Consider the following 20,929-nt stretch of genomic DNA (forward strand, 5'->3'; position numbering starts at 1 on the left):
GTCGGCACGGTCCCGGGAAGTAGGTGGCAACGGTGAACGAAGCGCGGACAAGGCCCGGGGCCGGATCGCGAGAAAGCCGGGCCGTCGAGACGGTACCGTTCTCCCTCGACGACGTCGACTACGAGATCGACCTTTCCACTGATCGCGCGACGCGGCTACGGCAACTCTTGGAGCGGTACATCAGGGCCGGACGGCGGCGGCCGGGCACCTACTTCACCGATGCGCGGTGACGCGCACCCAGGAATCCCCCGATCTTCGCCGGTCTCCCAGGCGCTTCCCATGGACAAGCCGCGAAACCTAGGGAGCGGCCAGGGCGAACCGATCCAGATCGACCCCTTCGATGAGGCCGAGCGCCGATCGCAGCATCCGCTCGGCGGATTCGTGATCGCAGCGCTCGGAACTGCGTAAGGCTTCGGCGGCATTGGACAGGCCGACCATGAGGTCCACCCGCTGGTCTTCGGTCAACGCGTCGGAGGTCTTGGTATCCACTCGCACCAGCCGGTCCACATACCGATCGAGCCAGCCCGCCAATTCCAGATGCAGCAGCAGCGCACCCAACGGCCGGGGTGGGGCCTCGGCCGCCTGCCGGTTCCGTTCGCCTGCCGCGGGCCGATTACCGAGCCCTTTTGAACTCACGATGTCCACCCTCATTGTCGTCGTCGTGCAGTCGGATTGAAGCGCCGTTTTCAAAGCACCGCTTCATACTTTTCCGGAGCCCGCGGGTCGCTCACGGCCATTGACCGTATTTGAGACTAGCAGGAAGCGGAACCGCTTGAGACGACGAACACGTCAACCGCCACCGAACCGGTGAATCGTTCACCGAATACGAACTCGGTCGTCGCGATTTACTTGTCGTAACAGTACGTACGGCGCAGGTTTCCGGGCGCGAGCCCGCCGAGACGGCGGCCTTTGCCCGTCGCGGCGCACCGAATAAAAGATGCGCTGAACCATCGGCCTTCGGGGGCGGCAAACGTTTACCGGAGCAGTTCCGATTACTCGGAGATCTCGGGACCCACAAGCGCTACCCGGACATTGAAAAGTAGCACCACCGGCCGTCGCGAACCCGCCGGTACCGATCATTTCATCCGCGTATGCCGTACAGCGACACCAACGGTCGCGCTTCGGCCTCCACGGCGGTCACCGCATATCGCACCACTCCGGCGAGCCGTCACCCGATCAGGCCAAGGGGGCCAACTCGGCCGACATCAAGAAAATCTGAAGACGGGACGGGCAACCTTCTGCTCGTCCCTCTCCGACCGCCGGACCCGTAAGAGAAAGGTGTGCCGATCATGACGAGCTCCGCACTCTCCCTGGCCGGAACCGACCGCGAGGTCCGCGACGCCGCTCTGCGCTACTGGTGCGACTTCGGCTGGCCGGTACGGACCACCCACACCGATGTCCTGCTCTCCCTGCAGCGGGATCTGCTCGCGGTGGCCATGTCCGCCACCCGCGGCGGACCACTGCTCGACAGGATGGACTCGGCGGGAGTGCGCGGCGGAGTGGTAGGCCTGCGTGGCGGCGACGGAGAACAGTGGTGGGCCTTCCTCATCACTCCGCCGGAACGACCCGTCCCGCGAGCGGCCGGCGTGTGGCTGTTCAACGAAGGAACGGATCTGCCCCTCCCCCAGGGCGCGGCCCCGGCGAACGGCGTCAGGTGGATACGCGAACCGATCCCAGGCGGGGCGCTGTTCGACGGCGATCTGCTGTTCGACGCGACAGCCGGCTGAGCCGCCACTTCCGGTCGGAAATGAAAAGTTTTCGGCTCTTTCGACCGGACCTGGGGTCCAACCACAGTATCTCGCCCAGGAGTTTCGTTTACAGGGCGTAACCGTCAGATCATCAGATCGGATCAGCGAGGCCGTTCGGGTGAGTCGGTTGGTACACGGTCTGGTCGATCCGCACTACCCGATTCCCCATTCGGTACGCGAGCACACCGCGGAGGCGAAGATGCGCTTGCAGCTCGACCTCTTCGGTCCAGTGCGAGCTTGGCGTGGCGGCGACGAAGTCGTACTCGGGTCGGCTCAGCGCAGGACGCTGCTGGCCGTACTGGCGTTCCAGGTGAACCAGGTCGTCACCCGGTCGGACCTCATCGACGCCATCTGGGGGGACAAGGCACCGGCCAGCGCCAACGGCAGCATCTACACCTATGTCTCCTCGTTGCGTTCCGCCCTCGACCCCACTCGCACGCTGCGCGACGCCACGGCGGTACTGGCTTCGAGTGGCCCTGGCTACTGTCTGCGGGTCGAAGCCGAGGCGATAGACGTCGTCCGGTTCGAACACCTCCGCGAAAGGGCCCGGCTGTGCCTGCGCGGACAGGACGTCGACGGCGCGCTCGCCGCGCTGGACAACGCGCTCGAACTCTTCAAAGACGAGCCGATGTCCGGATTGCCCGGTCCCTACGCCGAGAACCAGCGTGAACGGCTGCAGGAACTGCGGCTGGAGGTCGTCGAGCGCCGCGCCAAGATCATGCTCGACGTGGGTGAGCACCAGCGAGTCCTCACCGAACTGGCGCCGGTCGCCGCGGCGCATCCGGTCCGCGAAGGACTCCAGGGCCTGCACCTGCTCGCGCTCTACCGATGCGGGCGCCGCGACGAGGCGCTGGGCGCGTTCGAGCGGCTTCGCGCCACCACGATCGACGAACTCGGCGTCGAACCGGGCAGCGACCTGACCGCGCGCTACGAGCAGATCCGCGCCGACGACCCGGCATTGTGGCGTGGACAGGCCACCACCCCAAGGGTGACGGTCAACGCCACTCCGGCACCCCGTACCGAGTCACGCGAACCTCTCGTCGGCAGGCACTGTGAACTGGCCTGGATCCAGGCGGCGGTGCGTGACCTCGGTGAGGGCCGTGGCTGCTCCGTCTGGCTCGAAGGTGAGCCGGGAATCGGCAAATCCGCGCTGATCACGGAAGGGATCGCGCGGGCCGGGGCCGGCACGGTCGCCATCGCCGGGGCGGATCAGCTTCAGCAGCACGGTCCGCTGCAGGTCGTGCTCGACTGCCTCGACGTCAAAGTGACCTCGGCGGACGGCCGCCGCCGGGAAGTGGCTCGCGCGGCCCGCACTCTCGTCGCGGGTGACGTAGCGGAGTCCGAAGTGGTGATAGCACTCGTCGTCGAACTCGTCAGGGCCCTGTGCCGGGAACAGCCCTTGATCCTCGTGATGGACGATCTCCAGTGGGCGGACACGGCCAGCCTCGAAGCCTGGCGACGACTCGCGATCGAGGCCGGCCGCCTTCCGCTGCTGCTGGTCGGAGCGAGCAGGCGGGTGCCCGCCGAGCACCGGCTCACCACGCTGCGCGCCCGGATTTCCACGACGGACACCCATCTCTACACCCTGGCGCCCCTTTCCCGCCAAGAGGTCGAGGAACTCGTCACCGCCCTCGCCGGAGCCACCCCGAGCCCGGCGCTGCTCGAACTTTCGGCCGCCGCCGCCGGAAACCCCCTTTTCGTGCGCGACCTCGTCAGCGCCCTGGACGGGAACGAGCCGCCGGAAACCGCGGCCACCGAGAACGGTCCGGTCGTTCCCCAGCCCGCGCTGGAGGCAGTCGGCCGTCGCCTCGGTTTCCTCTCCGCCGCGGCCTCGGAGTTGCTGCGGTGGGCAGCCCTGCTGGACCGGTTCTTCACGCGCGACGACCTCGCCGCCGCACTGGGCAGGCCGGCGGCCGAATTCGACCACGTCGTCGCCGAGGTGGAGGCCGTCGGCCTGGTGACCCGCGCCCGGGGCAAGCTCACCTTCCGGCATCCCGTGGTCCGCGAGGCGCTCTACGCCCGGACTCCGACCGCGATCCGGCTGGCTCTGCACCGGCAACTCGCGGAAGCACTAGCGGACGTCGGCGCCCCCGTCGAACGGGTGGCGTTCCAGTTGCTCGCCGCCCCGGTCCCGGTCGACAGATGGTTCTGCACCTGGCTGGCGCGCGAGGTCTACCAGCTGGCGCCGCGAGCTCCGTTGGCGACGATGCGGCTGCTCCAGCGGGTGAACACCGCCGGCACCGTTCCGCCCGCGCTCCGGGAAACGCTGGGAATCGCGACCGCACGGATCAAGCTCTGGCTCGATCGGGATCTCGCCGCCGAAGCAGGCCAGGTCGCCGCCCGGACGGAAGACCCCGACGTGCTGGCGGAGATGCGCTGGCTGCACTCCTTCTCGCGTCTCCTCCGGGGCACCACCGATCGAACCGTGCAGGACGTCAAGGAGGCGCTCGAGGAACCACGGCTACCGCCGGCTTGGCGTGCCCTGCACGAGTCCTTGCTGACCCGGGCCCGGGCCGGTGGCTGGCCGGTGGACGGGAATCCCGCCGAGGAACCGCGTCCGGCCCTGATCCCCGTCCAGCGGACGATGCCCGCCCTGGACCCCGTGGAGTCCTACTGGCTCGGCCGCTGGGACGCACCGCGAAAGGACCTCACACGTCGGCTTCGCAACGGAATCACCCTCGCGCGGCACACCCTCGACCGGTCCGTGGTCTTGCGGCGGATCACCGGGGTGGCGGCGGTGATCGCCGCCCATCAGGGCAGGCCGGACGACGCGCGCACGCATCTGATGTCCGTCTGGGCCTCGGCTCCCCCTGAGGTCTCGGAGCAGGACGGCACGGAATTCATCCTGGTGGCCAACGCGATGCTCGCCGAGGCGGAGAACCGGCCGACGGTCGCTTTCGACCTGTGGTCGGGGTTGCTCGAGCTCGAAGACGAGGCGGCCTGCCCCTGGCTGCCCGGTCTGGTCCGGGTCGCGGTCGATGCCGGGGAGTACGAGGTCGCCGAGCTGGCGACGTCGCGGTGTGAGCGCACATCGGGGTTTCGAGCGGAGGCGCTCCGATGCCGGGCCGTGCTCAGCGGGGATCCGACGGCCGCGTTCGCCGCGGCCGAGTACCTGCGGACGGCGGGAAACCGGTTCGGTGAGGCGCAGGCCATGGAAGACGCCGCCGCACTACTCGTCCGGCAGGGCGAGACGGCCAAGGCCGAGGCGTCGCTCCAGGTCGCTTTGAACGGTTACGACGAACTCGACGCGATCGCGGACGTCCAGCGAGCGGAACAGCGTTTCGCCCGCGGCCGTGAGCTGGCCCGCCGATGAGCGAAAAGCCGTTCAGGGTCCAGGCGCTCGGCTCGCTGCGTGCCTGGCTCGGCGACGACGAACTCGAACTGGGTCCTGCCCGTCAGCGCGCCGTGTTCGCCGCACTGGCGACCCGGGCGGTGACCCGGCCGATCACCAGGGCCGAGCTGATCCAGGCGGTCTGGGGCGACACCGCGCCCGTCAGCGCGAACGGCAGCGTGCACACCTACATCTCGGGGCTGCGCCGGATCCTGGAACCGAGCCGGACCCGCTGGTCCACCGACGGTCTGCTGGTGTCGGACTCCGCCGGGTACCGGCTCAGGCTCGATTCCGCCGCGCTCGACATCGGCGAGTTCGGCCGGCTTCGCGAAACGGCTCGCGCGCACTGGCAGGAGAACGACGCCGCCGGCACGGTCGAAACGCTGGACCGCGCGCTCGCCCTGTGGAGCGGGGAAGCGCTGACCGGGATCCCCGGCCCTCATGCCGAGTCGCTGCGCGCCGGGTTGGCCGAACAGCGGCTCGCCGCGCTCGAGTTGCGGGCGGCCGGGCTGCTGGCCTTGGGAGCGCATGAGGATTTGGTGTCCGAACTGACGCTCCTCGTGCGCGAGCACCCGTTGCGGGAACCGCTCTGGCAGTCGTTGATGATCGCCCTGCACCGCGGTGGCCGTACCACCGAGGCCCTGGACGCCTTCCGTACCGCACGCCGGATCCTGCGTGCGGAGCTGGGTGTCCAACCTGGACGGAAGCTCGTCGAGATCCACCAGCGGATTCTCGTCAACGACCCGGAACTGGCGCCACCCGTCGAGCAGGCGGCCGCCGTCGAGACGCTGTCTGTGCTCCCCGGCCCGGTCGCCCACGCCTTGGAGGCCCGTGGCGAGACGTCGCCCGTCTGCCACGGCCGCGAAGGAGAAGTCACTCTTCTTCGGCGGCTGGCCGAAGAAGTCCTGGCCGGACGTGGCCGGACGGTGTGGATCGAGGGCGAACCCGGCATCGGGAAGTCCGAGGTGCTCACCCGCGCGCTCGCGGACGTCGGCGAGCGCGGTTGCCACGTCGCCTGGGCCGCGGCCAGTGAACTGGAGCAATTGTTCCCGCTGCAAGTGGTCCTGGAATGCCTCGGACTGGACGCGAAGCTCATCGGCGCGGACGCGACGGCGAACGGCACCGACCCGGTGGCCGCCGCCGCGGACCAGATCCTCACCCACATCGACCGGCTGTGCGCCACCGCGCCGCTGGTGATGGTCATCGACGACCTGCAGTGGGCCGACGAGGCGAGCGTGCTCATGTGGAACCGGCTCTCCGCGGCCACCCGGCAACTTCCGCTGCTGCTGATCGCCGCATCGCGCCCCGTTCCGCGGCGGGAGGAACTGGTGCAGGCGCGTCAGGCGGCGGAGGCCCGCGGGCTCGAATTGATCACCCTCGGCCCGCTCACCGTGCCCGCCGCCGAAGACCTCCTCGGCGACCTGATCGGCGCCCGTCCCGGCGAGGAACTGTGCTCGCTCATCACCAAGGCCGCGGGCAATCCGCTCTACCTTCGCGAGGTGACCGGCGCGCTGATGCGCGAAGACGCCCTCAAGGTCGTCGACGGGATCGCGCGGGTGCGGACAGGTACGGACCTGAAGGCGCCGGAGTCCCTGCTGGACGCGGTTTCCCGGACGCTGGATCTGCTCGGAGAATTCTCCAGAGAGACAGTGCGCCGCGCGGCGGTGCTGGGCATGGAGTTCGGCCTGGCGCAAGTGGGCGCCACGATGGGCAAGATGCCATCCGAACTGCTCGGTGTGTTCGAAGAAGTGATGGAGATGCGGATCATCGTGGACACCGGGACGCAGCTGGCGTTCCGGCATCCGATGCTCCGGTGGGCGCTGTACAACGAAATTCCCGGCGACGTCCGGGCCGAGTGGCACCGCCGGGCAGCCGAGGCGCTCGCGGAGATCGGTTCGGGGGTCGAACACGTCGCCCAGCAGCTCGTCGCCGTTCCGGCGGCGGTCGACGACTGGGTGATCGGCTGGCTGGCCGACCACCACGAGTCCCTCGCGAACCGCGCCCCGTCGATCGCCGCGGTCCTCCTGCACCGGGTGCTGGACGAATGCCCGGCGGACGACCCTCGCCGCGAAGCACTGCTCGCCGCCTACGTCCTGGTGCTGTTCCGGCTCGATCAGGAGCCCTTCGACCTGGCGCGGGAAGCCATGCTCATCAGCCGTGACCCGAACCGGGCGGCGGAGATGCGCCACCTCGCGGCGGCGATGGCGCATCGCCGCGGTGACACGGACACCGCGATAAGCCTGTTGGCCCGCAACGACTCCCCGGAGACCCCGCCGATCTGGCGGGAGCGACGCCGCGCCCTGCTGGCGAACTTCGACCGCGGCACCCTCGACGACCTCGAAGAGGCGTCCAGGAAGGCCCTGCGGTCCTACCGGCAGGCGCTCTCGGTGGGCGAGCCTTATCCGATCGGGCACGCGCTGCAGACACTGTGGCTCGTCAAATCGATCGAACGCGACCACGAAGGCGCGCTGCGCCATGTCGAGCAGGCCATCGAGGCCGTCGAAGGACATCAAGAGCACGCGGGGTTCTACTTCGACCTGCTCGACAACCGCCTGTTCACCCTGCAGAACCTCGACCAGCTGGACGAGGCGCGGTCGACGCTGCGCACCGCCCGGCGCGCGGCGGCGAAATACTCGCTTCCCCATGGACTTCAGGTCTCCTCGGCCGTGCACGACTACTGGACCGGCGAGTGGGACGACGCGCTGGCAGAGCTGGACACCGTCACCGAAGACGGACCGGCGATCACCTTCCACGGCCATCGCGAGCCGGGCGCGGCCGCACTGCTGCTGCACGGTGTCGCCGGGTTGATCCACGGCCGCCGCGGCGAGACCGAACAGGCCGCGGCCCATCTCTATGCCGCCGAGGAGCACATCCCGGTCACCGGCTCCGAGCGGGAGAGCTGCGACTTCCTCCTGGTCGCCCGTTCTCTGCAGGCCGAACAACGAGGCGACCCGGACCAGGCCGTCGCGCTGCTCAGCCCGGTCATGGACCCCACGTACGCCGCGATGATGCTGCGTCACCAATGGCTTCCGTGGCTCATCCGGCTGGCCAAGGCTCAGGGCGGCGACGACATCGCGGCCAAGGCACTCGACGTCTGCCGGGAAGAGGCCGCGAAAGAGGTCACACCCGCGAGAGCGACCGCTGCCGCGCGATGGTGCGAAGCGCTCGTCTCCGGCGAGCCGGGGCCCCTGCTTGAGGCCGTCGATCATTACGACAAGGTCGGCCGCCGGATCGAGCTGGCCTCGGCGCTGGGCGATGCCGCGGTCCTGCTCGCCGGGAAAGGCAGGCTTGACGAGGCCCGGGCGGCGGCGAACGACGCTGTCGCCGAGCTGGACCGTTTCGGCGCGCAATGGGACGTCGAGGCGCTCGAACAGCGCTTACGGAAGTACAGCATCACCCTGGGACGGCCGGACAAAGCCGTCGCGGCGGCGGGATGGGCCTCGTTGTCGGCCATGGAGCGCGCGGTCGCGACCTTGGCGGGACAGGGACGCTCGAACCCGGAGATCGCCACCGCGCTGGCGCTCCCCCGCCGCACCGTGCAGGCGCATGTCACCCGCGTGCTCGCCGTACTCGGCCTGGAGTCGCGCAACGGTCTCGCCGGACTCCCCGTCGGCACTTCGATCAGGCAGGTAGCGCGTTCCTCTCGATGACACGCGCGTAGTAGCGGGCGCTGTCCTTGACGGTGCGGCGCAGTCCGTCGGCGAAGTCCACCCTGACCAGGCCGAACCGCTGGGTGTACCCGAGTGACCATTCGAAGTTGTCCAGCAGCGACCAGACCACGTATCCGCGCACGTCCGCCCCCGCGTCGATCGCGGCGAGGATCGCGTGCAGGTGCTCGTGGAGGTACCGTTCGCGCTCGCTGTCCCGGATCCGGCCGTCCTCCTCGACCCGGTCTTCGAACGCGGCGCCGTTCTCCAGAACGTGCGTCGGCAGGCCTCCCGTGTGGCGGTGCAGCCAGACGAGAAGATCCGTCAGCGAATCCGGTGCCTGCTCCCAGCCGAACGACGTCAGCGGTCCTCGCGGCGGGGTCACGTCCATCCCGCGCAGGCTCGGCAACCCACAGTTGCTCACGGCATCGGTGTCCTCCAGCGGGATCACCCTGGCCGGGGCGTAATAGTTGACCCCGAGCCAGTCCATCGGCTGGGCGATGGTCTCGAGGTCGCCATCGTGGATGACCGACGTCCAGTCGCCGAGGTGCCAGGTGTCGGCCAGGACGTCCTCCGGGTAGCCCCGGCCCAAAGCGGGATCGAGGAAGAAGCGGTTGTGGAGGCCGTCGAATTTTCGCTTGGCTTCGCGATGCCGCTCATCGTCGACGTCGGCCAGCGTCGGCGCGAAGTTCAGCGCCAGGCCGAACTCCTGTCCCGGCCTGGCGCCCGTGCGCAGCACTTGCATGGCGAGCCCGTGGGCGAGCATCAGGTGGTGCGCCGCGCGCATCGCGAGTACCTCGTCGGTGCGCCCGGGAGCGTGCACCCCGGTTCCGTAGCCCAGGAACGCCGCGCAAAACGGCTCGTTGACCGTTGTCCAGTGATCCACCCGGTCGCCGAGCAACTCCTGGACCAACGCCGTGTAGTCGGCGAAGCGGTATGCCGTGTCCCTGGCCGGCCAACCGCCTTCGTCTTCGAGCGCCTGCGGCAGATCCCAGTGGTAGAGCGTCAGCGAAGGGGTGATCCCGCGGTCCAGCAGGGCGTCCACCATGCGGTCGTAGAACCCGAGGCCGCGCACTTCCAACGTGCGCCCGTCCGGCATCACGCGCGGCCACGAGACCGAGAATCGGTAGCCGGGGACGCCGATCCGGGCCAACAACGCGAAATCTTCCTCGTAGCGATGGAAGTGGTCGCAGGCCACGTCCGCGGTATGCCCGGAGTGGATCTTGCCCTCGACTGCCGCGAAGGTGTCCCAGACCGATCGGCCCCGCCCGCCCTCGGCGACGCCACCCTCGACCTGGAAGGCCGAAGTACCCGCTCCCCAGCGGAAACCGGGCGGGAAACGGTACTGCTGCGCCACGTCCATCACGTTCCTCTCATCGCTTGAAACCCGAGCTGGGCCCGCCGAGTAGCGCTCCCTGGACCATGTGCCGCGCCAGCAGGACGAACAGCACGATCACCGGGAGCACCCCGAGCGTCGCGCCGGTGAGCATCAGCGCGTAGTCGGTGTAGTAACCGCTGGCGAGCGTCGACAGCGCCACCTGGACGGTGGGGCTGTCATGCGGGTCCAGGACGACGAGCGGGAAGAAGAAGTCGTTCCAGGCCGCCATGAACGTGAGCATCGCCAGCACGGCCGCCTGGGACCGGATCGCGGGCAGGCCCACGTGCCAGTACGACCGGAGAATCGAGCAACCGTCCATCGTGGCCGCGTCGAGCAGCTCGGCGGGGACGGCCTCTTCACAAGCTTGGCGCATCCAGAACACGCTGAACGCGCTCACCAGGCCCGGCACGATCACCGCCGTCAATTCGCCGTACCAGCCCAGTTCGCCCACCACCATGTACAGCGGGATGATCCCCAACTGGGCAGGCACCATCACCGTGCCGACGAGCAGCAGGAACAGCGTGTCGCGACCGCGGAAGCGCAGTCTGGCGAAGGCGAATCCGGCGAGGCTCGCCAACACCACGTTGGACACCGTCACCGTGCTCGAGACGATGAGCGAGTTCTGCATGGCGAGCCAGAAATCGACCTTGTCGAAGACCTCGCGCACGTTGTCCAGGAGATGCCCGCCAGGGATCAGCGGCGGAGTCCGCTCGGCGATCGCGGATCCGTCCCTGGTGGACACCACGAACGACCAGTAGAGCGGGAAGACCGACCCGATCACGACCGCCAGCAGCGCACCGTAGACCAGGAAGCCGGGCCGGCGCCGTCGCCGCACCATCACGCTCTCCCGGGGAGCCGGCGGGCGAGGACGACACAGCCTGCCGCGAGCGCGGCGCAGACGAGGAACACCACCCACGCGATCGCGGCCGCGTAACCGGCGTCGAACTGCCCGAACCCCTTCTCGTACAGGTACATCACGATGGTTTGGAACTGGCGGTCGTCGCCGCCGGTGCCCGCCACGCCGTTGGTGTCGAACAACTGCGGTTCGACGAACAACTGCGTTCCGCCGATGGCCGAGACGACCGCGGTGAAGAGGATCGTCGGCCGGATCGACGGCACCGTGACGGACCAGAACTGCCGCAGCCGGGAAGCACCGTCGAGTTCCGCGGCTTCGTACAGTTCGGCGGGCACGCTCTGCATCGCCGCCAGGTACAGCAGCGCGTTGTAGCCCGCCCAGCGCCAGACGACGATCAGTGCGATCGCCGCCTGCGCCGACCAGCCGTGTGCGTGCCAGTCGAGCGGCGGCAGGCCCACGAGGCCGAGTAGCCAGTTGATGACGCCGAAGTCGCGCCCGAACAACTGCCCGAACACCAAGGCCACCGCCGCCACCGAAACCACGTTCGGCAGGAGGACGGCCGAGCGCCAGAAGGTCTTGGCGCGCAGCGGACGGTCGAGCAGGGCGGCGACACCCAGCGCGAGCACGATCTGCGGCACCGTGGCGAGCAGCAGCAAGGTGAGTGTGTTGCCGAGGGCGTTGTAGAACTTGGGGTCGCCGAACAGGGCGAAGTAGTTGTGCAGTCCGACGTAACCCTCGTCGCCATTGATCAACTGCCAGTCGTGCAGCGACACCCAGAGCGTGAAGAGCAGGGGAAACAGCCCGAACACCGCGAAGAGCGCGAAGAAGGGCATGACCATGAGGAACGGCGTGACCCGCCGATCCCATCGAGCCGAGAGCCCCCGGTCACGAAGCCGCGGCACGGGCTTCCGTGACCGCTTGGTCCCAGGCCGCGTCGAGTGCCTGCTTGCCGGATTCCACCCGGCCCAGCGCTGTGCCGAACGTCGGGCGCACCTTGGCGTCCTTCAGACCGCGGTAGTTGGGCTTCAGGCTGTCGGCCGACGCCGCGTAGATACGGCCGATGGGCGCGTCACTGAAGTACGCGTCGGTCTTCCCGAGTACCTCCGGCGCACCGTAAGCGGCCGGTTCGCTGGGCAGGATGTTGGACTCGGTGAACAGCCGCACCTCCTGCGCCGGCTCCGTCAGCCACTTCGCCAGGTCGTAGGCCTCACGCTGATGCTTGCTCTGGGTGGGCACGGTCAGGAACGAGCCGCCGTTGTTGCCGCCGCCGCCGGGCACCGCGGTGACGTCCCACTTCCCCGCGTTCTCCGGCCCACCCGCTTCCTGGATCTGGGTGAGCATCCACGCCGGGCAGGCGATGGTGGCGAAGGAACCCTGCTTGATGGCGACGTTCCACGGTTGGGTGAACGGGGTCACCCGGGCGGTCTGTCCCTTCGCGCCGATCTGCCCGGCGATCGTGAAAGCCCGGCGCAGGGCGGGATTCCGGTCGGCGATGAAGGAGTCGTCCTCGGCGGAGAAGAAGTTCTCCGGTGACTGGTTCAGGATCGCGGTGTAGACGCCACCCGCCGAGTCCGCGAACTTGGCCGACAGGGCTTTGCCCGAGAAGAGATCCCCGGTCTTCGCGTAGTCCTCCCAGGTGGGCCACAACGCGGCCACCGCGGCACGCTCGGTCGGCAGCCCGGCCTGGGCGAAGTAGTCCTTGCGGAAGCACATGGCGAGCCCGCCCATGTCCGTGCCGAGCCCCATGACGGTGCCACCGCCGTTCGCGAGCCCCTGCTTCCACTTCCACTCCGGCCACCGGCCGCGGAGGTCGGTGGCACCGAATCCGGCGAGGTCGACGAACTTGTCCACCGACTGACGGAACTGCGGCATGTACTGCTCTTCGATCGCCACGACGTCGGCGGCGCCTCGACCCGCGGCCAGCTGGGTCGCGATGCCTTTGTGATGGGTCTCGAAGTCGGCGACCCGGTTCTGGATCCGGATCCCGGGATGAGCCGCCTCGTACTCCTTGAGAAGCGAGCTGTAGCCGAACTCGCCGAAGGTGGCGATGCTCAGCTCGATCCCCTCGTCCGAGGCCGGGGCGCACCCGGCACCCACCACGCCCGCGAGGGCGACGATCGCGAGAACACGTTTGCGCAAGCCGGAAAGCATTCCGGTCCTTCCCTTCAGGACGCCACCCGCGACGCCACCCGAAACAACGTCAGATCACTCCGGCACGCATCGCGTAAGCGACCGCGTGTGGACGGTTCCGCAGGTTCAGGCGATTGGTCAGCCCGTAGATCACGTTCTTCACGGTTCGCTCCGAATAGCAGAGCTTGTCCGCGATTTCGACGGTGTCGTGGCCTTCGGCCATCAACCGCAGGACGTCGACCTCGCGCGGCGTGAGGCCGGCGGAGTCCGGTCCACGGGGGACCAGCGCGTCGCGCTGCAGCCGCCGCACCCCGTCGAGCAACTGCCCGAGCAGGTCTGTCGGCAGGAGACCGCGTCCAGGCACGACGGACTGGATGGTTTCGACCAGACGATCACCGGAAGTCTGCGCCCTGGCCAGTACCGCCACCACCCGGCACTCGACCGCGCTCAGGATGTCGTTCTCCCGCAGTTCACTCGCGATCAGCACTTTGGACACTTGACCGGTGACGGCGTCGCCCCGGAGATCGGCGACCGTGTGCTGGGTCATCCGGTCGATGTGCACGACCAGGACGTCTCCCTCGGTCAACTCGCTTCGATCCACCAACACCAGCTCAGGGCGGCTTCGCAGAAAGCTCGTGAGGCCCGCTTGCATGATCGTGTCGGTCGCCTGCACCGCAACACGTACCGGTTCCATCATGTGTCCTTCCCACGCTCGGTACCCCGTGAGTCATGAGAGTGCGGAATCGGACTTCACGATCTCTCAACGCGCAGGCCAGCGCCCTTTCGGTCGCTTGCGCGAAACGTGGTGCGCGCCACTACCGCTCTTGCGGATCACCGTCGGACAGCCCGTCGAGCAGGGCACGCAGGCCCAAATCGAAAAGGCCGTCCGCGTCGTCCACCAAGCCCTCCCCAGCCCCCTCGAAGCACCCCGGCGCACCGGACGTCGGCCCGTCGCCGAAAAGGTCCGCCGCCAGGCCGCGGACGAGCGCGTACAGCAGGACGTGGTGGTGAAAGGAGCTCACCGGACCCTCTTCCTGCCACGACAGCGCTCGCGAGGCTCCCAGATCGAACCTCGTCAGCCACGGATGGCGCCGGTAGGCCGTCCACAGCGATCGTGCGGCCGACTCGAGCCGGGACCGTCCACGCAGGGCGGCGTCCACGGGCGCGATCGCCGTCGAAGCGGTCTCCGCCATCAGGGTGATGAGTTCGGAACGGCCCTTCACGTGGTGGTACAGCGACATCGTCGCGACGTCCAGTCTGGCCGCGACGGCACGCATGGACACCGCGTCGAGACCAGCCTCGTCCGCGATTTCGATCGCGGCGAGAACGATACGCTCACGGGAATTGCCGCGCCCGCTCCTGCCCGGCCCGCCGGCGACCATGGTGTACGCGCCGGGAATGGCTTCGACGAGCCCTTCCGTGCGGAGGATGGCAAGAGCCTTGGTGGCGGTGGCATGCGCCACCCGCCACTCCGCCGCGATCGTCCGGGTCGACGGCACCCGGTCGCCGGGCTTCAGCTCACCCTCCCCGATGCGGCGGCGAATCCACTCGGCTATCTCACCCGACCACGTTCTCGCCCCCACTCCTTTCCGTTGCTCCAAAACACTCCCATACGCCAGGATCGAAAACGAGTACGCAGACACACTGCGTTTCCCGGCCGGCCGGGGCAAAGCGCTTCCCGGAAAGTCGGGACGGAAGGGCACAAGTCCAGACGCGCCGGGCAACACGAGGCCCGTTGCGAAAGGTGTCCGCGCGCACTTGGTCAAGTCCCGCAAGTCACGGATTTTCTGCCTCGACACCAACCCTGGCTCCTGAGAGCTTTGAGGGTGCCAACTTCTCGACTATCCGGAATTCGCCCACATCGATGAACTCGAATCTTCCCGCGGGCTTGTCCCTGAACACCTTCGAAACCGACAGGCCGCGCTGCGGGTGCCTGTCACGTTCCGGTCGAGCGTGCAAGGGTGTCGTCCGCTATTCCGCGCCACTGCGCCGGTATGCGTCCTCGTGTCGGCAGCACCTGCCCGACGAAGAACGGAAAGCCGTCGACCGGGATCCTCTGTGGACCTCGATCGGGCAGGTGCTCTGGTTGCTCCGGCAAGCCGAACGCGACAACCGGCCTCCACTCCGGACGGTCGAAGTGGCAGGCGCGATGCGGATCCACCACAGCCGCGCGTCCGAACTGCTCAACGATCTGGAGAAACTCCGCCAGGTCGACGCGACGAAGACGGGCCGTCAGGTCAGGTGGTCGCTCCGCCCGGCGGAGCTGTGATCCCGGTTCAGGGCCGAAGCAGCAACCGGGGCGGATTGTCCTCGTACTCGCGGACCTTGGCGAGTCCTTCCGCGATTCGCGTCAGTGGAAGAATCGCGCTGATGGAAGCGGAGACGTCCAGCCGTCCGCGTTCGGTGAGTTCGATCAGATCCCTCAGGTGACGGACGCGGTATCCGGTATGCGAGATGACGGTCCGGCCTACCTCACCCTCGGCGAACATCCGCGTGACCAGTGATCCCTTCGAAGCCGTTTTCACCAGCACCAGCCGTCCTCGTGCGCCGAGGGCCGCATGCGCCTGGGCGAACGTCGAATCGCGGCCGCCGAAATCGAAGGCCACGTCCAGCCCGCGGCCCTTCGTGATCTCCCCGATATAGGAGGCGACGCGGTTGTTCGCCGGATGCAGAGCGACGTCGGCCCCTTGTTCGAGCGCTCCCTCGCGGGCTTCCGGGCGCCGGTCGAGTGCGATGATCGGCGAGGCACCGCAAATCCGGGCCAACCGGACCAGGTGATTGCCGAGTCCACCCGAACCCCAGACACCGACGGCTTCGGCGGGCCGCAGCCGCGCGGCGTCGATAGCGCCGTACGCGATGGACAGCGCGCCGGGGAGAACCGCCGCCTGCTCCAGCGGAACGGCCCCGGGAACCGCGACCAGCGCCGTCGCCGACGTGACCAGGTATTCGGCCCACGCACCGTCGTAGTGCTCGCCCATCAACCGGAGGTCGGAGCAGTCGTCCGGGCTGAGCCCTGCCCGGCACTCGGGACAGTCGCGGCATTCCCGGCCCGCCGCGACGACCACCCGGTCACCGGGGACCCAGGACCGCACGTCGTCCCCGACTGCCGCGACGACCCCGGCCGCTCCGTGTCCGGGTGTGTAGACGGGTCCACGAGGGCCGGCGCTACCGTCGAGCCAGGCGAAATCGGACCTGCGGATCCCGCAGGCGGCGACCTTGACCACGACTTCGTCGCGCTGTCGCGCCGGGACCGGCACTTCGGCCACTTCCGGCCTCCCGGTGACGGGATCGAACCGGACCGCCCGCATCGTCGCGGGCAAGCCGTGCTGGATATCCATGGCTTTCACACGCCGGCCGCGCCACGCGAAACGAAACTCGCCAAGCTCACCGGTACTCCCCTCAGTATCGCGCGGGGCCGACGGATTCCGAAGCCGTCGCGGGCGGCGCGAACATGCCGATAGCTTTCCGAAGAGCTGCGAACCCCCTCGGTTCTCTGGAACGATAACACAGGAGAATTCGTTTTGTTATAGACGAAAATATCCTTGTCAAAGACGGCTTCGCGTGGTTATCGAGGTTCGTGCCGGGCTTGTTCGCTGCCTTTCGAAGAGGCAGAACGCGCACGAAGCACCGAAAAAAGGGCACTGCCGGGGGCAGCTCGGACCACGGTCGGGCAAGGGCCGCACTTCCGTCGTACCGTGGGGTATGGCCACGGAAACCAGTGCATCATTCGATCACCTACGCCGTTGCGCCATCAACGGATGTGCCTGGCGCGGTACCTGTCCCGCTCACGACGTCGAGGACGTGATCGACGCCGGCCTGAACCGGCTGATGCGACTCAGGCCCTTCGGCGCGGGACGGAAGTACCACCGCTCTTCCGCCGAATATGCCCCGAGCCATCAGGGCAGGTCTGAAGTCACCGTGACGACCATCGAGGAACGCCGGAAGAATCCGCCCGTGCCCCTTCGGCGAAAGCGCCAGATCGTACATCCGGACACGCTCACGGCCATTCGTGAACTGACCGCGTCCCTTCGCCTCCAGCGCACCGGCTCGAGTGCACTCGCTCCTTCGGACGCACACTCACGGCCGGAAAACCGGCATCAGGTCTCCCCCGCCGCCGGATCTCCCGTCACCGGCGCCGTGAAACCCACTCCGGCCCTGCTCGCGAATCTGCGACGGCCGGCACCGGCGCCTCCCGCTCCCGTACAGCACGCCCCGGCTCGGCGGGTTCCGCGTGGGCGGACTTCACCCCTCCTCGCCCAGGCCGGCTCGTCCTCCTCCGCCGCGCTGGGACCGGCGGTCGAGGCCATGCTCAAGGCCAGGGCCCGGACTCAGCCGAAGCGTCCCTTCGAGGGCTAAGGAAAACGTGGCGCGACAGAGTCCTGTGGCGCGTGAATACATGATGGCCACCTTCCTTGCGCTAGGCGCAAGGAAGGTGGGCATCATGTACTTCGAGGGTCTTCGGCAAGCGCAGCTTCGCCCGCTCTCGTGATCACCGCGGGTGTCGCCAGACCGTACGGCACCTGCCGCTCTTTCTCGATGAGACCTGCTTCGACGAGATTGTGCACCGCGGCGTGGTCACACCAGCAGCCGTCGATCGTGAGGGCCGGTTCACAGCTGGAGACGAGGACACCACGCCCGGCCGCGACGGCCCGAAGTATCGCCCGCTCTCGCCGGCTCAATTCGATTCGGATACCGGTCATCACGATCACCGTCCCAACTGGGTCATTTTTCCATTGCCCCAGCTTGTGACGAAGAACTTCATTCTTTCTTCACCGGACGACTGGACGTTCAGGCCGCGAGATCGGCAAGCGTTCTCATCGACTGGGCCGCCACCGGACAAAAGTCCAGGATTCAGGGTAAAAAAGGGCAGACAGGCCCGGCTCCGGCACGCCTGGTCACCCGGAGTGCGCGATTCTGGTCCCGGCTGGAGGTTGGAGTGTCGTGGCCGGTGTCGAGAAGATCATGTGGGTAGAGCTATTAGGTGAGGTGAAGGCCCGCGCGGGAGAAGAGGAGATCGCTCTGGGGCCGCCCCGGCAGCGAGCCGTCCTCGCCATTCTCGCGTTGCGCGCCAACCAGACGGTTTCGCGGGCGCAACTCATCGACGGTGTTTGGGGCGATGCGGCGCCGGCTTCGGTCGAAGGCAGTGTGCACACCTACATCCACGGCCTACGCCGTGCGCTGGCCGTCGCGGGCGAGGTCGTGCTCACGCGCTCGGGAGCGGGCTACAAACTCGTCCTCGGCCCGCAGGAACTCGACGTGTCCGTGGTCGAGTCCAAGCTCGCCGACGCGCGCGGGATGGCGCGCGCCGGGAAGAAGTCGGCGTCGGCCGACCTGATCGGTCAGTGTCTCGCGCTGTGGCGGGGAATTCCGCTGTCCGGCCTACCGGGGCCGTTCGCGGATGCGGAACGGACCCGCCTGTCGGAACTGCGCTACCAGCTCGTCGAAGAACGGGCGGAACTCATGCTCGCCGTCGGCAGGCATCGTGAACTGGTGGCGGAGCTCGGCGAGGCCGTGGAAGCGGAGCCTTTCCGTGAAGGACTGCGAGCGCAGCTCATGCTGGCCCTCTATCGGAGCGGCAGGCGCGCGGACGCGCTGGCCGAATTCGAGTCCGCGCGCCGCTTGTTCGCCGACGAACTCGGTCTCGACCCCGGCGCGGCGCTCACGGATCTGCATCTGCGCATGCTGCGCTCCGAACCGGAACTGGACCCGCCGTCGCAGGCATCGGCGCAGGCACGTTCCCGGGTCCCCGCGCAGCTGCCCCACGAGGCGCCGGACTTCGTCGGCCGCACCGGTGAACTCGAGCAACTGGCGCAGTGGTGCTCGGCGACGCGAGCTAGCGGCAAGGCCCTCGTCATTTCGGCGATCGACGGCGCGGGGGGAATCGGTAAGACCACCCTCGCGGTACGGTTCGCCAGGACCGTCGTCGACAGCTACCCGGACGGTCAGCTGTACCTGGACCTTCGCGGTTTCGACCCCAATCGCGCGCCGCTCAGCACCGACGACGCGCTCGGTCATCTGCTCTGGGCTCTGGGCGGCGCACGCCAACGGTCCCAACCGGACGCGCTGGCCTCGATGTACCGGACCCTGCTCTCCGACAAACGAGTGCTGATCCTCCTGGACAACGCGGTGTCGACGGAGCAGGTACGCGATCTGCTGCCGGGTACGTCGAACAGTCTGGTGCTCGTCACCAGCCGTAACCGGCTCAGTGGCCTGGTCGCCAGGGACGGGGCACGTCGGCTGACCCTGGGTCTCCTCACGGAGGCCGAGGCGCTGGATCTTCTGCGTAACACGATCGGCAGCCGTCGAATCGACGACGAGATGTCCGAGGCGGTCGAACTCGTGCGGTTGTGCGGTCATCTTCCGCTGGCCCTGCGGGTCGCGGCCGAAAAGATCTCGGGGAGGCCGGACACGAGCCTGCGTGAACTCGTCGAGAACCTGCACGCCGCACAGGACCGGCTGGACAACCTCCATGTCGACGACGACGAGATGACCTCCGTGCGCAGTGTCATCTCCTGGTCCTACACCACCCTCGACATCGAACTGGCCAGGGCCTTCCGTCTGCTCGGCCTGGTACGGGCCCCGAGCATCGGGGCTTATGCCGCCGCCGCGCTGATCGACCGTCCCGTCGCCGAAACCGAAGAATTGCTCCGTACCTTGAGCGAACAGCATCTGCTCGAACCCGCCGGGAACCGGTACGGATTCCACGACCTCATCAAGGTCTACGCCGATGAAATGGTGAGCAGCGAAGAGTCCCCGGCGACACGCCGCGAAGCGAGCCGCGAGCTGATGGTCTGGTACCTGCACGCCATGCGTGGGGTACTCAGCCGCCTGATCAAGGACTACCCGCTGCCTTCTCTCCGGATTCCGTGTACGACTCATTCGTTGCCGGAGTTCGAGACCCGCGAGTCGGCGTTGAGCTGGTACGAAGACGAGACCAAGAACGTGGTCGCCCTCATCGAACACGCGGCGGAACTCGGTGAACACGAGATCGTCTGGCAACTGGCCTGGTGCACCTACAACAGTTTCTATTCGACGGGACTGATGTCGGAATGGATCCAGGTCCTCACCATCGCGCTGGCCTCCACCGAAAAGCTGACCGCACCCGGGCCCCGGGCCCGGATTCTGATGTTCCTGGGCATCGGAAACTCCCGGCTCGGCCGGAACGAAGTCGCCGTGGAGTATCTGGAACGCGGGCTCGCGGCGGTCCGCGAGATCGACAACGATCACCTGCATTCCAGCATGCTGGCCAACCTGGCCTCCACGCTGCGCGAGATGAAACGGTACGAAGAGGGCATCGTCTACGCCCGCGAGGCGGTCCAGCTGGCGAAGCCCGAATCATCGGACTACCAGAAGGCCGGCAGTATCGACGCCCTCTGTGAACTGTACGTCGAGTCCGGGCAACCGGAACAGGCGTTGCCCTACGCCGAAATCGGTCTCGAAGCCGCCCGCGCCTGCGACGCTGTCCTGCTCGAGGCCAACATGATGGTCAACGTCGCCCACGCATACCGGGATATGGGTGACATGACGACGGCGATGCGCGAATACGAAGCGACACTCGAGCTGTGCACGAGGCTGGGCGATCGGTATCACGAAGCCCACGCCCTGCTGGGGACCGCGGAGCTGCACCGCCGCAGGTACCGGCACGACCCGGCCAGGGAATACGCGCTCCGAGCGTTGAACATTTTCGTCGAGCTCGACGGTGAAGAGTCCGACGTGGTGCGCGAGTTCCTCGAATCCCTCGATACGGAAGCAGCCTCTTGAGGTGATCCGTGTGCCGCACCGGAGGGCCCGCGCCGACTATCGCTACGGTGGTTCAGCGAGAAAAGGGGGCCTCGACCT

General features: G+C 67.9%; 15 protein-coding genes. 6 read left to right on the forward strand and 9 right to left on the reverse strand.

Annotated elements, in window-relative coordinates; all coding sequences use genetic code 11:
• The first annotated feature begins 32 nt into the window (after positions 1-32).
• On the forward strand, positions 33-230 hold the full coding sequence (locus tag AVL48_RS01560; protein ID WP_061989769.1) for an Lsr2 dimerization domain-containing protein: 198 nt from the start codon (positions 33-35) through the stop codon (positions 228-230).
• A 67-nt stretch (positions 231-297) separates the two neighbouring features.
• Here the strand turns inward: AVL48_RS01560 and AVL48_RS01565 are convergent, their stop codons facing one another.
• Positions 298-636: a hypothetical protein gene (locus AVL48_RS01565; protein WP_244162599.1), complete on the reverse strand. Its 339-nt coding sequence runs from the start codon at positions 634-636 to the stop codon at positions 298-300.
• A 653-nt stretch (positions 637-1,289) separates the two neighbouring features.
• On the opposite strand from AVL48_RS01565, the gene AVL48_RS01570 reads away from it, so the two are divergent.
• The 3 genes from AVL48_RS01570 (at position 1,290) to AVL48_RS01580 (ending at position 8,729) form a co-directional block, all read left to right on the forward strand.
• Positions 1,290-1,727, forward strand: a complete 438-nt coding sequence (locus AVL48_RS01570; protein WP_244162598.1) for a hypothetical protein — start codon at positions 1,290-1,292, stop codon at positions 1,725-1,727.
• A 139-nt stretch (positions 1,728-1,866) separates the two neighbouring features.
• On the forward strand, positions 1,867-5,061 hold the full coding sequence (locus tag AVL48_RS01575) for an ATP-binding protein (RefSeq protein WP_244162597.1): 3,195 nt from the start codon (positions 1,867-1,869) through the stop codon (positions 5,059-5,061).
• Positions 5,058-8,729, forward strand: a complete 3,672-nt coding sequence (locus AVL48_RS01580; RefSeq protein ID WP_061989765.1) for an ATP-binding protein — start codon at positions 5,058-5,060, stop codon at positions 8,727-8,729. The genes AVL48_RS01575 and AVL48_RS01580 overlap by 4 nt, the downstream gene beginning before the upstream one ends.
• Here AVL48_RS01580 and AVL48_RS01585 read toward each other — a convergent pair.
• From AVL48_RS01585 to AVL48_RS01610, 6 genes are all read right to left on the reverse strand, one after another.
• Positions 8,701-10,089: a GH1 family beta-glucosidase gene (locus AVL48_RS01585; protein WP_061989763.1), complete on the reverse strand. Its 1,389-nt coding sequence runs from the start codon at positions 10,087-10,089 to the stop codon at positions 8,701-8,703. The two genes, AVL48_RS01580 and AVL48_RS01585, sit on opposite strands and share 29 nt — an antisense overlap.
• Positions 10,090-10,099: 10 nt before the next feature.
• Positions 10,100-10,942, reverse strand: a complete 843-nt coding sequence (locus AVL48_RS01590) for a carbohydrate ABC transporter permease (protein ID WP_061989761.1) — start codon at positions 10,940-10,942, stop codon at positions 10,100-10,102.
• The gene (locus AVL48_RS01595; protein ID WP_061989797.1) at positions 10,942-11,799 is read right to left on the reverse strand and encodes a carbohydrate ABC transporter permease; all 858 of its coding nucleotides are present in this window, start codon (positions 11,797-11,799) and stop codon (positions 10,942-10,944) included. Before AVL48_RS01595 ends, AVL48_RS01590 begins: the two co-directional genes overlap by 1 nt.
• A 46-nt stretch (positions 11,800-11,845) precedes the next feature.
• On the reverse strand, positions 11,846-13,111 hold the full coding sequence (locus AVL48_RS01600; RefSeq protein ID WP_061989759.1) for an ABC transporter substrate-binding protein: 1,266 nt from the start codon (positions 13,109-13,111) through the stop codon (positions 11,846-11,848).
• A 49-nt stretch (positions 13,112-13,160) separates the two neighbouring features.
• The gene (locus AVL48_RS01605; RefSeq protein WP_208616274.1) at positions 13,161-13,787 is read right to left on the reverse strand and encodes a helix-turn-helix transcriptional regulator; all 627 of its coding nucleotides are present in this window, start codon (positions 13,785-13,787) and stop codon (positions 13,161-13,163) included.
• A gap of 118 nt (positions 13,788-13,905) precedes the next feature.
• Positions 13,906-14,673 (reverse strand): GntR family transcriptional regulator, encoded by a 768-nt coding sequence (locus tag AVL48_RS01610; protein ID WP_074038270.1) that lies wholly within the window; start codon positions 14,671-14,673, stop codon positions 13,906-13,908.
• Positions 14,674-15,167: 494 nt separating this feature from the next.
• On the opposite strand from AVL48_RS01610, the gene AVL48_RS01615 reads away from it, so the two are divergent.
• Positions 15,168-15,359, forward strand: a complete 192-nt coding sequence (locus AVL48_RS01615) for a hypothetical protein (RefSeq protein WP_244162596.1) — start codon at positions 15,168-15,170, stop codon at positions 15,357-15,359.
• Positions 15,360-15,366: 7 nt separating this feature from the next.
• On the opposite strand, the gene AVL48_RS01620 is transcribed toward AVL48_RS01615, so the two are convergent.
• Both AVL48_RS01620 and AVL48_RS01630 read right to left on the reverse strand, forming a co-directional pair.
• Positions 15,367-16,428, reverse strand: a complete 1,062-nt coding sequence (locus AVL48_RS01620) for an alcohol dehydrogenase catalytic domain-containing protein (protein WP_061989757.1) — start codon at positions 16,426-16,428, stop codon at positions 15,367-15,369.
• Positions 16,429-17,529: 1,101 nt separating this feature from the next.
• The gene (locus tag AVL48_RS01630; RefSeq protein WP_061986655.1) at positions 17,530-17,790 is read right to left on the reverse strand and encodes a hypothetical protein; all 261 of its coding nucleotides are present in this window, start codon (positions 17,788-17,790) and stop codon (positions 17,530-17,532) included.
• Between the two features lie 241 nt (positions 17,791-18,031).
• Between AVL48_RS01630 and AVL48_RS01635 the strand changes: the two genes are divergently transcribed.
• Positions 18,032-20,851, forward strand: a complete 2,820-nt coding sequence (locus AVL48_RS01635; RefSeq protein ID WP_061986386.1) for an AfsR/SARP family transcriptional regulator — start codon at positions 18,032-18,034, stop codon at positions 20,849-20,851.
• Positions 20,852-20,929 lie beyond the last annotated feature (78 nt).

The organism is Amycolatopsis regifaucium, assembly GCF_001613935.1.
In the GTDB taxonomy this organism is placed as follows: Bacteria; Actinomycetota; Actinomycetes; order Mycobacteriales; family Pseudonocardiaceae; genus Amycolatopsis; species Amycolatopsis regifaucium.

Excerpts from the sequence above, each read along its gene's own strand:
- AVL48_RS01570 (WP_244162598.1), top strand. The coding sequence starts at position 1,290 with ATGACGAGCTCCGCACTCTCCCTGGCCGGAACCGACCGCGAGGTCCGC.
- AVL48_RS01580 (WP_061989765.1), top strand. The coding sequence starts at position 5,058 with ATGAGCGAAAAGCCGTTCAGGGTCCAGGCGCTCGGCTCGCTGCGTGCC.
- AVL48_RS01585 (WP_061989763.1), bottom strand. The coding sequence starts at position 10,089 with ATGGACGTGGCGCAGCAGTACCGTTTCCCGCCCGGTTTCCGCTGGGGA.
- AVL48_RS01590 (WP_061989761.1), bottom strand. The coding sequence starts at position 10,942 with ATGGTGCGGCGACGGCGCCGGCCCGGCTTCCTGGTCTACGGTGCGCTG.
- AVL48_RS01595 (WP_061989797.1), bottom strand. The coding sequence starts at position 11,799 with ATGGTCATGCCCTTCTTCGCGCTCTTCGCGGTGTTCGGGCTGTTTCCC.
- AVL48_RS01600 (WP_061989759.1), bottom strand. The coding sequence starts at position 13,111 with ATGCTTTCCGGCTTGCGCAAACGTGTTCTCGCGATCGTCGCCCTCGCG.
- AVL48_RS01605 (WP_208616274.1), bottom strand. The coding sequence starts at position 13,787 with ATGATGGAACCGGTACGTGTTGCGGTGCAGGCGACCGACACGATCATG.
- AVL48_RS01620 (WP_061989757.1), bottom strand. The coding sequence starts at position 16,428 with ATGGATATCCAGCACGGCTTGCCCGCGACGATGCGGGCGGTCCGGTTC.
- AVL48_RS01630 (WP_061986655.1), bottom strand. The coding sequence starts at position 17,790 with ATGACCGGTATCCGAATCGAATTGAGCCGGCGAGAGCGGGCGATACTT.